The sequence below is a fragment of the Bradyrhizobium sp. SUTN9-2 genome (assembly GCF_003122645.1).
In the GTDB taxonomy this organism is placed as follows: Bacteria; Pseudomonadota; Alphaproteobacteria; order Rhizobiales; family Xanthobacteraceae; genus Bradyrhizobium; species Bradyrhizobium yuanmingense.
On the sequence record NZ_LAXE01000001.1, the window covers coordinates 6,919,140 to 6,933,229 of the forward strand.

The 14,090-nt window shown below is 64.8% G+C and carries 12 protein-coding genes; 3 read left to right on the forward strand and 9 right to left on the reverse strand.

The annotated features are described in order from the left end of the window. Positions 1-73 precede the first annotated feature (73 nt). Positions 74-322 carry a hypothetical protein gene (locus tag XF30_RS32100; RefSeq protein ID WP_036006688.1) on the reverse strand — a complete coding sequence of 83 codons (249 nt, stop codon included), beginning with the start codon at positions 320-322 and terminating at the stop codon, positions 74-76. A gap of 191 nt (positions 323-513) precedes the next feature. Between XF30_RS32100 and XF30_RS32105 the strand changes: the two genes are divergently transcribed. From XF30_RS32105 to XF30_RS32115, 3 genes are all read left to right on the forward strand, one after another. Beyond that, the gene (locus XF30_RS32105) at positions 514-3,201 is read left to right on the forward strand and encodes a flavin-containing monooxygenase (protein ID WP_109144916.1); all 2,688 of its coding nucleotides are present in this window, start codon (positions 514-516) and stop codon (positions 3,199-3,201) included. Between the two features lie 137 nt (positions 3,202-3,338). Beyond that, entirely contained in the window at positions 3,339-3,611 is a 273-nt protein-coding gene (locus tag XF30_RS32110; protein ID WP_109144917.1) for a hypothetical protein, read from the forward strand. An 84-nt stretch (positions 3,612-3,695) separates the two neighbouring features. Then, positions 3,696-4,016 carry a hypothetical protein gene (locus XF30_RS32115; protein ID WP_036006679.1) on the forward strand — a complete coding sequence of 107 codons (321 nt, stop codon included), beginning with the start codon at positions 3,696-3,698 and terminating at the stop codon, positions 4,014-4,016. 319 nt (positions 4,017-4,335) lie between these two features. Here the strand turns inward: XF30_RS32115 and XF30_RS38715 are convergent, their stop codons facing one another. The 8 genes from XF30_RS38715 to XF30_RS32150 all read right to left on the reverse strand — a co-directional run bounded on the left by XF30_RS38715 (position 4,336) and on the right by XF30_RS32150 (position 14,087). Then, positions 4,336-4,491 (reverse strand): hypothetical protein, encoded by a 156-nt coding sequence (locus XF30_RS38715; RefSeq protein ID WP_192893313.1) that lies wholly within the window; start codon positions 4,489-4,491, stop codon positions 4,336-4,338. A gap of 103 nt (positions 4,492-4,594) precedes the next feature. Next, positions 4,595-5,113 carry a septal ring lytic transglycosylase RlpA family protein gene (locus XF30_RS32120; RefSeq protein ID WP_036025042.1) on the reverse strand — a complete coding sequence of 173 codons (519 nt, stop codon included), beginning with the start codon at positions 5,111-5,113 and terminating at the stop codon, positions 4,595-4,597. Between the two features lie 198 nt (positions 5,114-5,311). Further along, on the reverse strand, positions 5,312-6,964 hold the full coding sequence (locus XF30_RS32125) for an NAD-dependent malic enzyme (protein ID WP_074448138.1): 1,653 nt from the start codon (positions 6,962-6,964) through the stop codon (positions 5,312-5,314). Between the two features lie 210 nt (positions 6,965-7,174). Continuing rightward, complete coding sequence (locus XF30_RS32130; RefSeq protein ID WP_036006674.1) at positions 7,175-9,499, reverse strand: mechanosensitive ion channel domain-containing protein; 2,325 nt, start codon at positions 9,497-9,499, stop codon at positions 7,175-7,177. A 767-nt stretch (positions 9,500-10,266) separates the two neighbouring features. Further along, positions 10,267-11,304, reverse strand: coding sequence for a patatin-like phospholipase family protein (locus XF30_RS32135; protein WP_109144918.1), 1,038 nt, complete (start codon positions 11,302-11,304; stop codon positions 10,267-10,269). Then, positions 11,301-12,230, reverse strand: a complete 930-nt coding sequence (locus XF30_RS32140; RefSeq protein WP_109144919.1) for a polyphosphate kinase 2 family protein — start codon at positions 12,228-12,230, stop codon at positions 11,301-11,303. The genes XF30_RS32135 and XF30_RS32140 overlap by 4 nt, the downstream gene beginning before the upstream one ends. After that, positions 12,190-13,209 (reverse strand): branched-chain amino acid ABC transporter permease, encoded by a 1,020-nt coding sequence (locus XF30_RS32145; RefSeq protein WP_036025024.1) that lies wholly within the window; start codon positions 13,207-13,209, stop codon positions 12,190-12,192. The genes XF30_RS32140 and XF30_RS32145 overlap by 41 nt, the downstream gene beginning before the upstream one ends. Beyond that, positions 13,206-14,087, reverse strand: a complete 882-nt coding sequence (locus tag XF30_RS32150) for a branched-chain amino acid ABC transporter permease (protein WP_109145936.1) — start codon at positions 14,085-14,087, stop codon at positions 13,206-13,208. The genes XF30_RS32145 and XF30_RS32150 overlap by 4 nt, the downstream gene beginning before the upstream one ends. Positions 14,088-14,090: the final 3 nt, after the last annotated feature.

A 14,090-nucleotide genomic window follows, 5' to 3' on the forward strand; every position in this document is an offset into this window, starting at 1 on the left:
GCAACGATCTCGATGAAGGGTTTCGGCAGGTTATGTCCAGAGCCGTCGGCAAGGCAAGCCTCGCGCCTTGAGCCTAACCGCCTTTGCCAATCAGCTCCGCGAGCGCGTGGCGCGCGACGATGCCGAGCTCGCCGAGCGTGGAGTGTCCCGCCCGCGCCGCCTCGATCAGGCGCTCGGCGATGAACCTGCGGCTGTCGTGATCGCCGCCATGCGGCAGTTGCCGGCACGTCTGCTCGAGGACGACGTCCATGTTCGCTTTGGTGCGTTCACTCAACTCTGTCATGACGCCCGGGCGGTACGCGTGGCTTGTAAGCGCAAGCATACACAGAAGGACGATGGCTGATTACCCCGGGCGATCACGGCCATTGTGCATCGCGCTGCGTGTGGTGCCACAACCTTCGCGCGGTCACGAAGCCGCCGCAAACGACCACCCTAAGATTGCACTTGCTCTAATGACAAGCTGAGCCTGCGGCGATAGCCTGCCGCCAAAACAAGACATCCGGGAGGAATACCATGCCTGACGCAATGGTTGCCACACGTGCCTCCGATGGGCGCGGAACCGCTCAGCAGGTCGATGTTGCCGTGGTCGGCGCCGGATTTGCCGGCCTCTACCTTCTCCATCGCCTGCGCAAGACGGGGTTCTCGGCAGTCGGGCTCGACGAGGCCGGCGATGTCGGCGGCACCTGGTATTGGAACCGCTATCCTGGCGCGCGCTGCGACATCCAGACCATCGACTACAGCTACACGTTCGATCCGGAGCTCGAGACCGCCTGGACCTGGTCGGAGAAATACGCGACCCAGCCCGAGATCCTGCGTTACCTCGGCTTCGTCGCCGATCGCTACGATCTGCGCCGCGATATCCGTTTCAAGACCAAGGTCACCGAAGCCAGATGGGACGAAGCGTCCGGGCGCTGGCTCATCACCACGGACAATGGGCCACCCGTCTCCTGCCGCCATTACATCATGGCGACCGGTTGCCTCTCCGCGCCAAAGCCGCCGGAGATCGACGGCGTCAAGGACTTCAAGGGCGAGGTCTATTTCACCGGGCGCTGGCCGCATGACGGCGTCGATCTCACCGGAAAGCGCGTCGCCGTGATCGGCACGGGCTCCTCGGCGATCCAGTCGATCCCTGTGATCGCCGAGCAGGCCGCGCATCTGACGGTGTTCCAGCGCACACCGAATTTCGCATTGCCGGCGCATAACGGCCCGGCGCCCGCGGACCGCATGAGCCTGCTGCAGAGCGACCGCGCGGCCTATCGCGAGCAGGCGCGGCAGTCGATGGCCGGCGTGCCCTATCCGCAGCAGACGGTCGTGAGCTGGCAGCTCAGCGATGCCGAGCGTCGCGAGCGGTTCGAGCGCGCCTGGGCGGCCGGCGACCTCGTCCACATCCTGACGCAGCTCTGGGCCGACCAGGCCGTAGACGTCGACGGCAACAAGATCGTCCAGGACCTGATCCGCGAGAAGATCCGCGTCGCCGTCAAGGATCCCGAGACCGCCGCGGCGCTGATGCCGGACGACCATCCTTTCGGCGCAAAGCGCCCCTGCCTCGAGACCAATTATTACGCAACCTACAACCGGCCGAACGTCACGCTGGTCAATCTGCGCAAGGAGCCGATCAAGGCGATCACCGCGAGCGGCATTTCCACGAACGGCCGCAGCTTCGACGTCGACGTCATCGTCTTCGCAACCGGCTTCGACGCCATGACCGGCGCGATCCGTGCCGTGCATCCGATCACCGGGCGCTGTGGCAAGTCGCTGTCCGATGTCTGGGCGCAGGGGCCGCAGACCTATCTCGGCCTCACGGTCGAGGGCTTCCCGAACTTCTTCATGATCACCGGACCCGGAAGCCCGTCGGTGCTGTCGAACATGGCGGTGTCGATCGAGCAGCATGTCGACTGGGTGGTCGATCGCGTTGCATCGCTGCGCGATGCCGGCTTCACCACGATCGAGCCGACCGAGACGGCACAGGCCGGCTGGAACAGGCACATGGCCGACTGCTCGATGCTGACGCTGCACCGGCTCGCCAACACCTGGTACACCGGCGCCAACGTGCCCGGCAAGGTGCAGGGCCTGATGCCCTATACCGGCGGCGTCGGCCCTTATCGCAGCATCTGCGACGAGGTGGTCAGCCGCGGCATGCTCGGCTTCAAGCTCACCGGCCCCGATGGCGCCGTCCAATGCAATGACGGCGAGGTGGTGCGCCTGCAGCCGGACGTGCGGCTGGTGCTGAACCTGCTCGCCTCGCTCAACCTGCCGCCGATCGAGTCGATGGGCGCGCTCGGCGCCCGCGCCTTCGTCAACGAGTTCAACAAGGGCCGGCCTGCGGGGCGGCCGATCGGCGAGATCGTCGACGGCACCCTGCCCGTCGCCGACGGTGCGTTGCCCTACCGCGTCTACAAGCCGGCAACGCCGGGACCGCATCCGGTCGTGGTCTATTTCCACGGCGGCGGCTGGGTGCTCGGCGACGAGCAATCGGACGAGCCGTTCTGCCGCGACATGGTGCGGCGGACCGGCATGATGTTCGTCAGCGTCGGCTATCGCCACGCACCGGAGCATCGCTTCCCGACCGCGGCCGAGGACGGCTATGCGGCCACGCGCTGGATCGCCGAGCACGCCGCCGAGCTCGGCGGCAGGCCGGGCCCGGTGCTGGTCGCCGGCTGGAGCGCCGGCGGCAACATTGCGGCCGTCACCTGCCAGCTCGCGCGCGACCGCGGCGGGCCCTCGATCGCCGGCCAGCTTCTGGTCTGCCCGGTCACCGACTGCGGCTTCGATCGGCCCTCCTACAACGAAAACGGGACCGCCTACTTCCTGACGCGCTCTCTGATGTACTGGTTCTGGGACCTCTATTGCTCGCCGGCGGACCGCACCGACCCGCGGGTCGCCCCGCTGCGCGGCAAGGTTGCCGGCCTGCCGCCGGCCCTCGTGGTCACCTGCGAGTTCGATCCGCTGCGCGACGAGGGCATCGCCTATGCCGAGGCAATGGCCGCAGCGGGCGTGCCGGTCGAGCAATTGAAGGCGCGCGGCCACTTCCACTCGTCCTTTGCGATGGTGGACGTGGTGATCACAGGCGTGTCGGGACGGGTGCAGATGGCGGAAGCCTTGCGGCGCTTCGCCGGACTGCCGCCCAAGGTCGGCAGCAGTGACGGTCACGGAGATGGTCACGCCAGCCCGCGGCACGAGATCGCGGCCGCCGCGAGCTGACTCAGCCACGAGGCGGCCGGGAACCTTTTCCCGGCTGCCGCGTTGGCTGACCTGTGGCATTGAGATGCAGCGACAGGTGTATCGGCCCCGGCACGCGAGCACGTGTGCTGGGGTCGTGTTTTGCGTGAGGCAGGGCAATGGGGGACGTGGGCGGGGATTCAAAGGTCAATTTCGGCGCGCTTGCGGTGCTGCATAAATGGCCATCACTTGCCAATCAGCGCCAGCCTGACCGGGAGCCCTACCAGCTCATCGAAGGCACGCTCGACGATTGCATCTCGGCTTTCATGCAGAAACCGGCGACGACCCGGCACCTCTACGAGATCCGCACCGTAGCGCAGCCGCCGCTCGTCACCGAGATCCTCTCCCCCGAACACGTCCTCGAGCTGTCGCGCTTGAGAGAATTTCTCTGACGCCCTTCACAAGCGTGCGAGCAGGAACCTTCTTCCGGTTCTTCCCGTTGTCAGGGATCAAAGCAATGACGTGAGCGCCTCGAGATGTTTGACGCCGGCGTATCATCACCGATCGTGCCTTACGGAGCGGACCAGACCCTGTTCGTGGTGGTTGATCGCCGTGACGAGGCGACCGAAATCCGCATCGAGCGCAGCGATCTCGACACCACGATCGGCGAGCTCGTCGCCGGCTGCTTCAATGACCCGATCAAGGTGATCTCGTTCAACACGCTCGAGCACTGGATGAAGGATATCTCGTGCGACGTCGCCGGCGAGATCCGCGCACGCTGCGACATCTATGGAATAGAGCTCCCCGATTATCTCAGCGACTTCATCGAAAGCCATTCCCAAAGCGCGATGAAATGAAGCTCACTTGCCGAAAAGGACAGAGGTGCGCTCCCTCCCTGCTTGCGGGAATGACTATCGCATTTGGGAGTTTTTCTCTGCGGCCATCCTTCGAGACGCCCGCTTTGGGCGGGCTCCTCAGGATGAGGGCGGAGTGCGCGGCAGCAGTTTCAACGAGCACTGATGCTGATTAGCCTCATCCTGAGGAGGCGCGTCAGCGCCGTCTCGAAGGACGAGGCGTGCGCGCAGGCCGCCGCCACAAGTCATATCCGATAGCCCTGCGCTTGCGGGAGAGGGAGTGCACCTCCCTTGTAGCAATCGAACCTGATCGCATCGTGCTTTAGTTGCGGCGGCGTTTGCCGGCGATGACCTCGATCTCGCGGCGGCGTTCGCCCGCGAAGGTCAGCAGCTTTTCGATCGTCAGCGTATCCGTGATCCGTTTGGCGAGCCGCTCGGCGCGCGCAGCCTGATCTTCGAGATACTGGATCGTGTTCAAGCGTCGCCTCCCCCAAAGCCCCGAATTGTGCGGACAGCCATGGTGCTTGAGAAGCCGCTAACAGCCGGTTAAGCGCGCCCGCACGGTCGCGACGCGTGGCGCCCTATTGCACGACTTCGAGCCTGACATTGGTAATGCCCTTGTCGACCATGCCGAGCGCCTCGGCGGCCGACGGCGAGATGTCGACCACGCGTCCGCGCACGAAGGGCCCGCGATCGTTGACCCTGACCGTAACGAAACGGCCGGAGGAGGTCTCGGTAACGCGCAGCTTGGTGCCGAACGGCAGGGTGGGATGCGCCGCGGTCAATTCGTTCCTGTCGAACTTCTCGCCGCTCGCGGTCTGCGTATCCGAATAGAAGCTGGCGATGCCGTGCGAAGCGGTTTGCTTTGCGTCGCGGGCGGGGACGCGCGCCCGGCTGATCGGGCGTGGATGCAGCGCCGCCACCCGGTGCGGGCGCTCGACCGCGGCTTGCCGGGTCGTTCCGGCGAGATCGGCTTTCTGACGGCCGACCGGCGATTGCGAGCAGGCAGCGAGCGATGCGGCGCCCAAGACCGCGAGCAATAACCGGCTCGAGCTCGCCAGCGACATCCGGGCAGTTTCGGCACTTGCAATGCGAGACATGATGCGCCCTCCGAACAACCCCAAGTTTCGGTGGGCAATGAGGGCAGAACCTTGTCGGAACAAAAGCGGCTCTGGGGCCGCCTTCGTTTCGCGCCAGCTGTGGCGATTCCACCACAGTGACCTGTTCAGAATCGGGACAGATCAGCGAAGGATCAGCCCGATACGCCCCGCGAGCCGCGTTTCGGCGCGGCCCGATTTCTAGTACTTCGGCTCGTACATCTGCGACTGGACCAGGGCCTTCACGTCGTTGGGCGCGGGTCCGTCGGCGAGCGCGCGTTGATAGGCCACATCCGCAACCGCCGCCGCGATGCGCACGGAGACCTCGCGGATGCGCGGCAGTGCCGGATAGAGGCTGCCCTGAGCGAGGTCCTCCTTGCCGACGCAATCGGCGAGCGCGTGGGCCGCCGCCATGAACATCTCATCGGTCACGAGGCGCGAGCGGCTGGCGATGACGCCGAGGCCGACGCCCGGGAAGATGTAGGAATTGTTGCCCTGGCGCGGCACGAAGCTGCGGCCGTTGAGCTTGACCGGATCATACGGACTGCCGCAGGCGAACAGCGCGCGTCCCTCCGTGTAGCGATAGGCATCCTCCGCCGAGCACTCGGCTTTCGAGGTCGGGTTGGAGAGCGCGAACACGATCGGCTGCTCGTTGAGCTCGGCCATCGCCTTGAGCACGTCGGGCGTGAAGGCGCCGCCGACCGCGGCGACGCCGATGATCGCCGTCGGCTTCAGCGTCTTGATGGCGGTGAGGAAGTCGGCGATCGGCGCCTGACCGGCATGGGCATAGCGGAGCTTATGGCCAGAAAGGCCTTCACGGCCGCTGACGACGAGACCGCGGGAATCCACCAGCCAGTTGCGGCGAAGCGCGTCCGCCTCGGACGCGCCTTCCGCCATCATGGCGGAGACCACGAGGTCGGCGATGCCGGTCGCCGCCTCGCCCGCGCCGAGGAACAGGATCTTCTGATCCTTCAGCTTGCCGCCGGAGATGCGCAGAGCCGAGAACAGGCCGGCGAGCGCCACCGCCGCGGTGCCCTGGATGTCGTCGTTGAAGACGCAAGCCTCGTCGCGATATTTGTGCAGCAGCTTGAACGCCGAATGATTGGCGAAGTCCTCGAACTGGATCAGCACGCCCGGGAACGTCTTGCGCGCGGCTTGCATGAACTCGTCGACGAAGCTGTCATAGGCCTCGCCCGTCAACCGCCGCTCGCGCAGGCCGAGATAATAGGGATCGTTCAACAGCTCTTCGTTGTTGGTGCCGACATCGAGCACGATCGGCAAGCACGCTTCCGGATGCACGCCGGCGCAGGCCGAATAGAGCGATAGCTTGCCGACCGGGATGCCCATTCCGTTGGCACCGAGATCGCCAAGTCCCAAAATGCGCTCGCCGTCGGTGACGACGATCAGCCTGGCCTGGTAGGGCCAGTTCTTCAGGATCTCCGCGATCTGGCCGCGGTCGCGCGAGGAGATGAACATGCCACGCGGCCGCTGGAAGATCAGGCCGTATTTCTGGCAGGCAAGCCCGACCGTCGGGGTGTAGATGATCGGCTGGATCTCGTCGATATTGTCGACGACGACGCGGAAGAACAGCGCCTCGTTGCGGTCATGCAGCGCGTTCAGGGCAACGTATTTTTCCAGGTCCGTCGGCAGCGTGCGCAGATTGGTGAGCACGCGCTGAGCCTGGGTCTCCATCGTCAGCACGCAGGGCGGCAACAGGCCGCGCAAGCCGAGTGCGGCGCGCTCTGCTTCCGTGAAGGCCGTGCCCTTGTTGAGCAGGGGGTCGCGCAGCAGCGTCATGCCGTGCGCGGTGTCGGATGATGTCGAATGGGCGCTGACCCGAGCAGGTCTATTCACGATTCCCCCAAGGAGTTTCTTATTGAACCACGGCCATTGTCGGCCAGCGTTCAGTCGAGATCAAGGACGTAGCGACTCCGGCCGCGATCGTGATCTCGCACCGCAGCAGATTTTGCGAACGCCTGGCACTTGCGCGCGAAAAGGTTTAACGCGCCAACCGGGGCGCGCGTTGGCGGACCCAAATAAAGGCAGGCCGGAATTTGGGACTGCTTATCCCGCCGCCCGCCGGGGCGTCAGATTGGCAGCGCTGTCCGCCGGCGGCGCGATGTGCATCAGGATGGTCTGCACCGGCGATGCGACCTCGATCCCGTTCTGCTGGAAGCGCAGCTTCATGCGGCGGTTGAATTCGCGCTGGACCGGCCAGCGGCCGGCCTCGGTGCAGCGGATCTGCCCGACGATCGACACCATCGCGCCATCGACTTTGTCGACGCCCCACAACTCGAGGTCGCCGCGGATGAGCGCGCGGAAGTCCGCTTCACGGCGCATCTCATCGACGATGTCCTTGAGGATCTGGCCGGCGCGGTCGGTGTCTTCCTTGTAGGCGACGTTGACGCTGACCGAAGCGTTGCCGGCGCCGCGGCTGGCATTGGTGATGGTCGTGACTGCGCTGAACGGCACGATGTGCACGGCTCCGTCGCCCGCGCGCAGACGGATGGTGCGGATCGAGACGTTCTCGACGACGCCCGACAACCCCGACACGCTGACGCTGTCGCCGACCTGCACCGTATTCTCCAGCAGCAGGAACAGGCCGGTGATGAGATCCTGCACCAGCTTCTGCGAGCCGAAGCCGATCGCAATGCCGACGATGCCGGCGCCCGCCAGCAGCGGCGCGACGTTGACGCCGATCTCGCTGAGCGCGGTGAGGCCGACGATTGTCGCGATCAGGCAGAGCAGCGCTGTGCGCAGCATCGGCTGGAAGGTGCGCAACCGCGCGGCGCGGGCATAGTGCCCGTCCCGCGACAGCGTATTGATCTGGCGGTCTAGGAGCGCATTGCTGGCTTCCCAGATCGCCGCGGCGATGAGCACGGCAAGGCCAATGGTCACCACGGCCGAGATCAGCCGGCTGCCGATCTGGCCGCCATAGAACCAGACGATCGCGTCCACGCCCCAGACCTCGAGCACCGCCACGAAACCGATGAAGGCGATCACGCCGGATACGATCCTGCGGAGCAGCGGCAGATAGCGGTTGGCACGGATCTCGAGGCCGGGAAAGCGCTGGAGGATCTCCGGCTTGATGCGGAAACCGCGATCGATCAGGCTCAGCGTCAGCATGATGACGACACGTGCGACCAGCGCCACTGCGATGGTGCCGACGAAATATTGCAGCAGCAGCGAATAGCCGTTGCGGATGTTGAGCGCCCACACCGCCCAGAGCGCGAGGTCGAGCGCGATGGCAAGATAGTGCCAGCCGCCGGCGACGCGGTTGCGCAAACGAGCCGCGATCCCCTGCCGCTCGGCCGGGGCGCGGATGGCATCGGCGACCTGGCGGCGGCATTGCAGGACGATGACGGCGATGAAGAGGTGCACGACCAGCATCACCATGCGCAGCAGCGCGGCGTAGCCGGCGCGGTGCAGGCCGAGCAGCAGCGCCACATTGGCAAAGGCGATGCCGGAGACGCCGACGCCGACGATGCGGCGTGCCCAGATCTCGACATAGGCGGCGGTCTCCGCGCGCACCGGAAACAAGCCGAACGGCCCCGCCAGCGCCCGGACCAGGCAGATGAGCCCGCGCGAGAACGCATAGGCGTTGACGACGGCGAGGATCACGAGGCGGACGGTTGTCGGTTCTCCAATCTCCGTCCCGAGCAGCGCGGTGGCGACGCCGACGAAGACGAGCACGGGAAGCAGCTCGAGCACGAAACGCCCGAGCACGAAGGGCAGGCGCAGCATGATCTGCCAGACCCGCGCAAGGCTGTGGCGTCGCTCCTGCATTTCAGGTGCAGGCGTAACGTCGGCGACTGACGACGGCGGATCGGCAAGCGGCAACGCGGGTGCCGGCAGGCGCGCGGTTTGCGGCACGCGTCCCTCCAGGAACGCGACCGGCCGGCGGATCAGGCGGAAGATCACCCATTCGGCCAAGAGGGCGCAGCCGAGCACCAGCGCCAGCTTCCAGGCGATCTCGATCAGAAGATTGTAAGCCGCGGGATCGTTCGCGGTGCGCACGATCCAGTAGTAGAACGCCGGAAAATGCGTGAGCGTCCGCGCGATGCCGGCGATCTCACGCGAGATTTCGCCGATCTCCTCCGAGACCGTCAGCATGAGCTGCGCACCGAGGCCGTCGGCCGAAAGCGGGATCGGCGAATTCGGCTGCGGCGCGGCCTGTTGCGGACCAGACGCGTTGGCGATTGCACGGAGCGTATCGATCATCTGCGCGCGCTTCTTGTCGTCCTGAAGCGTGTCCAACGCACGCTTCGCCTCGTCCGGCGATAGCGCCGCGGCACCGTTCGCGGCCGGCGCATCGGCGCGGGCGCAGGAGAGAGAAGAGATTGCAAGGAAAAGAGCGGCGAGAAGCGCCGGGACAAGCTTTTGCGACACGCACATTCCCTGGAAAAGTGAATGTGCTCGCAGGTGTCGTGACCGCCCCCGCCGAAGCACATCCGTCATGTCGGATCGGCGCTATTCGCCCCCCGCCTGTGTCGGAAGTTGGCCTTTGGGACGACATTCTCTTGGCATTTGCCGCAATGCAGGATCGGGAGCTGATGTCCCGTCAGTGCGCGCAAAGACCCGTTTGCGGATCGACCAGCAGGATTGAGACGAGCGGGGTGTCAAAAAAATTGGTGCGGCGGCCTTCACGGCCATCCGACACGATCAAAATACAGCGCCGGGAAGGTAGGGGCTTTGCCTCACTGATGCAGCCCGCTAAACCTTGTCCCGGCGTGCCGTTCGCGGTTTTCCGCCGCTATGCGATAGTCCGAACGAGCTCCATCGCAATTAACGCGGCTGGATTTGCGGAGGTGGTGTCATAGACCTCCCCTTGCTCATGAGGTGGACGTTGCGCGTCGCTTGTTGGCGACCATGGGCATGGTCCCCCTGCGACACAAAACTGTCAAGCGGGATCAATGATCTGACGATCACATTTGACGATCCGAGTTCCGCTGTGCAAATCGCTTCCGCGCGAGGTGAGGGATTTCCGAAGACGGCCGGCATGGTGACATCATGCACCTGTTTTGCCCGACGATGCAAACGAATTTCGTGAAATCCGCATCGCGAATGATGAGAGCCGATAAGCCATTGATTCCGCTATGCCCGGCTACTGTGCATGGGGTTGTTTTCACACTTTTGCTCGATGGCCACCCGGCCATTTAGAGAAACATCTCCGCGAGGTCGACCGTCGAGGCCTTTCCGATCTGGTCGAAGTTTCGCGCCAGCCAGTCGCGCGCCGCCGCGCGGCCCTCATCGCGCAGGCGGCACAACAGGGTCCATTCGGGGTGAAACTGCGTGGCCGTGCCGAGCTGCGACATCAACGCGTCGTTGCCGATCCAATGCATGTACATGCGGCTGTGCTTGTTGCTGTCGAGCTCGCCGTCGTCGATCAGCCGGGTGGCGAAAGCGATCGCGCGCATCTCGCGCATCAAGGACGAATTGAAGCTGATCTCGTTGATGCGGTGGAGGACATCGGCGGCACTGGCCGGCAGCTCGTCGCGCCGGATCGCCGTCACCTGCACGATGACGACGTCGTGACTGCCCTTGCGGTAGATCAACGGATAGATCGCGGGATTGCCGAGATAGCCGCCGTCCCAGTAATGCTCGCCATCGATCTCGACGGCCTGGAAATAGGGCGGCAGGCAGGCCGACGCGAGCACGGTGTCCGCCGTGAGCAGCGGGCTCTGGAACACCTTGATCTTGCCGGTGCGGACGTTGGTGGCGTTCAGAAACAGCTGAGGCGCCTCGGGCGAGGAATTGAGCCGGTCGAAATCGATCACGCGCTGCAGCAGCGCGCGGAGCGGATTGAAATGAAAGGGATTGAGCAGGTTCGGCGGCAGCGTGTGCGTCAGCGTGTGGATGAAGGCGTGGACCGGATGATACTCCGGCGGCAGCTTCAGGGCCTGGATCCACTGGTTCAGCGGCGACATCAGATCGTACGCCATGTCCATGCGCGAGACTTCGTACCAGAATGCGTGCAGGCTCTCCCGCGCGGCCTCCGCGCCTCCATTCGCCATGCCGGAGGCCATCGCCACCGCATTCATCGCGCCGGCACTGGTCGCGCTGATCGCCTCGATCGCGAGCCTGCCGTCCTCGAGCACCTGGTCGAGCACGCCCCACACGAAAGCGCCGTGCGCGCCGCCGCCCTGGAGCGCGAAGTTGACGTTCTTGCAGTTCGTGGTCCCGCCGGCTGTCACTTTGCTTGCCTCTTGCCTCCCGTCCCTTCTTTCTCCAGCGCCTTGCGCACCTGCTTGAACTCCTCCAGCGAGGCCTTGTCGGCGCGGGGGAAGCGCAGGTCGAGCTTTTCCAGCTCGGCATTGATCACCGAGCCGATCACGACGCGGGCGAACCATTTGTGGTCGGCGGGCACGACGTACCAGGGCGCATGGGAGGTCGCGGTGTGCCGGACGATGTCCTGGTAGACCGCCTGGTAGCGTGGCCACAGCGCACGCTCCCTGATGTCGTCCATGGAGAACTTCCACTGCTTGGCCGGATCCTCCAGCCGCGCGAGGAAGCGCTCGCGCTGCTCTTCCTTGGACAGGTTGAGGAAGAACTTCAGCACCACGGTGCCGTTACGGCAGAGATAGCGCTCGAAGGCGGAGATGTCCTCGAACCGCTCCTTCCAGATGTACTTGGTGACGAGCCTTGGCGGCAGCTTCTGCTTCGCGAGAATCTCCGGGTGTACGCGCGTCACCAGGCATTCCTCGTAATGCGATCGGTTGAAGATGCCGATATGGCCGCGCTCGGGCAGCGCGACCGCATGACGCCAGAGGAAGTCGTGGTCGAGCTCCTTGCTGCTCGGCGCCTTGAAAGCCGTGACCTCGCAGCCCTGCGGATTGATGCCCTCGAAGATCGCCTTGATCGCAGAATCCTTGCCGCCGGCGTCCATCGCCTGGAATACGATCAGGAGCGACCAGCGGTCCTGCGCGTAGAGCTTCTCCTGAAACGCGATCAGCCGCTTCTTGTTGGCGTCGAGGATCGCGAGCGCCTTCTCCTTGTCGAGATCGCCCCTCTCGTCGGTCTTGTGGTCCTTGAGGTGAAACTTGCCCGAGCCATCGTAGCGAAACGGCGTGATGTAGCGGTCAAGCTCCTGGGCGAGCGACTTGGACGGCTTTTTGCTCATGAGCGCGGGGCACCTTGCGTTGCAACTTCAATCGGTCGAGCAAGCTACCAAGGATGCCCTTGGGAAGGAATATGATGAAAAGCACGAGCAGCACGCCGTAGACGAGGTTGTCCCAGCCGACCGCCTTGGTGCCGAAACCGATGCGCAGCGTCTCCGCCAGCAGGATGGTGATGATGGCGCCGACGGTCGGACCGAGCGAGACGAACAGGCCGCCGACGATCGCGGCGAACACCATCTGCAGCGAGACTGCGATGCCGCTGACCGTGTCGGGCGTGATGAACATCTGGTACTGGCAGTAGATCGCACCCGCCAGAGCCGTCATCAACGCGCTGAGCAGCGTGATCTTCAGCTTCTCGGCGGTGACGTCGACACCGGCCGCGGCGGCGGCGTCCTCGTCCTCGGAGATCGCCTCCAGCGCATAACGCGCCATGCTGCGGTCGACCCAGTGCCAGACCACGATGCCGAACAGCCAGACCGCAAGCGCGATCAAGTACCAGGTGGTCTTGTCGTCGAATTGCAGCGCCAGCAGCCTGTTGCCGGACGCGCGGTTCGGGGTGTAGCCGAGCGAGCCGCCGGTATAGTCGCGCGTCGCGGTGATGACCTGGAGCACGATGCCTGACAGCGCCAGCGTCACCAGCACGAAATAATGCCCTGTGATGCGAAAGCGGAAGCAGGGGTAGCCGACGATCATCGCCAGCGCGCCGGCCGCCGCCATGCTGATGGGAATGCCGATCCAGGGCGACAATCCTGCGTGATTCCACAACAGCGCCGTAACGTAAGCGCCGATCCCCATGAAGCCGCCATGGCCGAGCGAGACGAGGCCGAACCTCCCCATCATCGACCAGGACGTATAGGCGAACGACCAGATCAGGATCAGCACCAGGATGTGCAGATGATAGGGATCGCGATAGACGAAGGGCAGCGCGACCAGCGCCGCCAGCCCCACGCCCCATGCAGCAAGCCGCCCCTGCCCCATCATCGGCGCCTCGCAAGCAGGCCCGCGGGCCGGATGAACATCATGACGATGAAGAACGCGAAGGCGAGCACATAGCCCCATTCGAGGTCGGAGAACAGGCCCCCGAGCGAGATGATCTCGGCGAACACGAAGGCGGCGATGAACCCGCCGATGAAATTGCCGAGGCCGCCGAGCACGCAGATCAGGAAGGTGATCGGCCCGAAGGACAGACCGACGAAGGGATGCACGTCGTATTGCAGCACCAGAAGGCAGGCCGCGAGGCCGGCGAGCGCGCCGCCGAGCGCCGACGTGATCAAGTAGATCCGCTTGGTGTCGACGCCCATCAGCGCCATGATCTGCCGGTCCTGTGAGATGGCGCGGATCGCAGTGCCGGTGAAGGTGCGCGTCATGAACAGATAGACCGCGACCATGCCGACCAGCGCGGCGGCGAACGAAAGCAGTCGTGCGTAGCTGAAATTCATGTCGCCGAAGGCGAGCACCGGCAGGCGGATGCCGAGATTGCGGAAGTCGATGCCGAAGGCCACGGTGGCAAAGCTCTGCAGCACGAACAGCACCCCGCCGGTCGCGAGCAGCTGGTTGATCGGTGGCGCGGTCAGCAGCGGCGCAATGACGAGGTAGTGCAGCGCCGCACCAAGCACGGCGACCAGCAGGATAGTGAGCGGGGCAGCGACGAAATAGCTGACGCCGTAATACTGCACCATGAAATACATGCCGTACATGCCGATCATGACGAGCTCGGCGTAGCAGATCCAGGTCACGTCGATGACGCCGAAGATCAGGTTGAGCCCCAGCGCAAGCAGCGCCAGCACGCCGCCGAGCAGGATGCCGTTGATGACGGCCTCCAGCAGGTAGATGTCGAATACGTCCAGGAAGGCCTGCATGCC

Excerpts from the sequence above, each read along its gene's own strand:
- XF30_RS32140 (WP_109144919.1), bottom strand. The coding sequence starts at position 12,230 with ATGAGCAAAAAGCCGTCCAAGTCGCTCGCCCAGGAGCTTGACCGCTAC.
- XF30_RS32100 (WP_036006688.1), bottom strand. The coding sequence starts at position 322 with ATGCTTGCGCTTACAAGCCACGCGTACCGCCCGGGCGTCATGACAGAG.
- XF30_RS32105 (WP_109144916.1), top strand. The coding sequence starts at position 514 with ATGCCTGACGCAATGGTTGCCACACGTGCCTCCGATGGGCGCGGAACC.
- XF30_RS32145 (WP_036025024.1), bottom strand. The coding sequence starts at position 13,209 with ATGATGGGGCAGGGGCGGCTTGCTGCATGGGGCGTGGGGCTGGCGGCG.
- XF30_RS32120 (WP_036025042.1), bottom strand. The coding sequence starts at position 5,113 with ATGTCTCGCATTGCAAGTGCCGAAACTGCCCGGATGTCGCTGGCGAGC.
- XF30_RS32150 (WP_109145936.1), bottom strand. The coding sequence starts at position 14,087 with ATGCAGGCCTTCCTGGACGTATTCGACATCTACCTGCTGGAGGCCGTC.
- XF30_RS32115 (WP_036006679.1), top strand. The coding sequence starts at position 3,696 with ATGTTTGACGCCGGCGTATCATCACCGATCGTGCCTTACGGAGCGGAC.
- XF30_RS32110 (WP_109144917.1), top strand. The coding sequence starts at position 3,339 with ATGGGGGACGTGGGCGGGGATTCAAAGGTCAATTTCGGCGCGCTTGCG.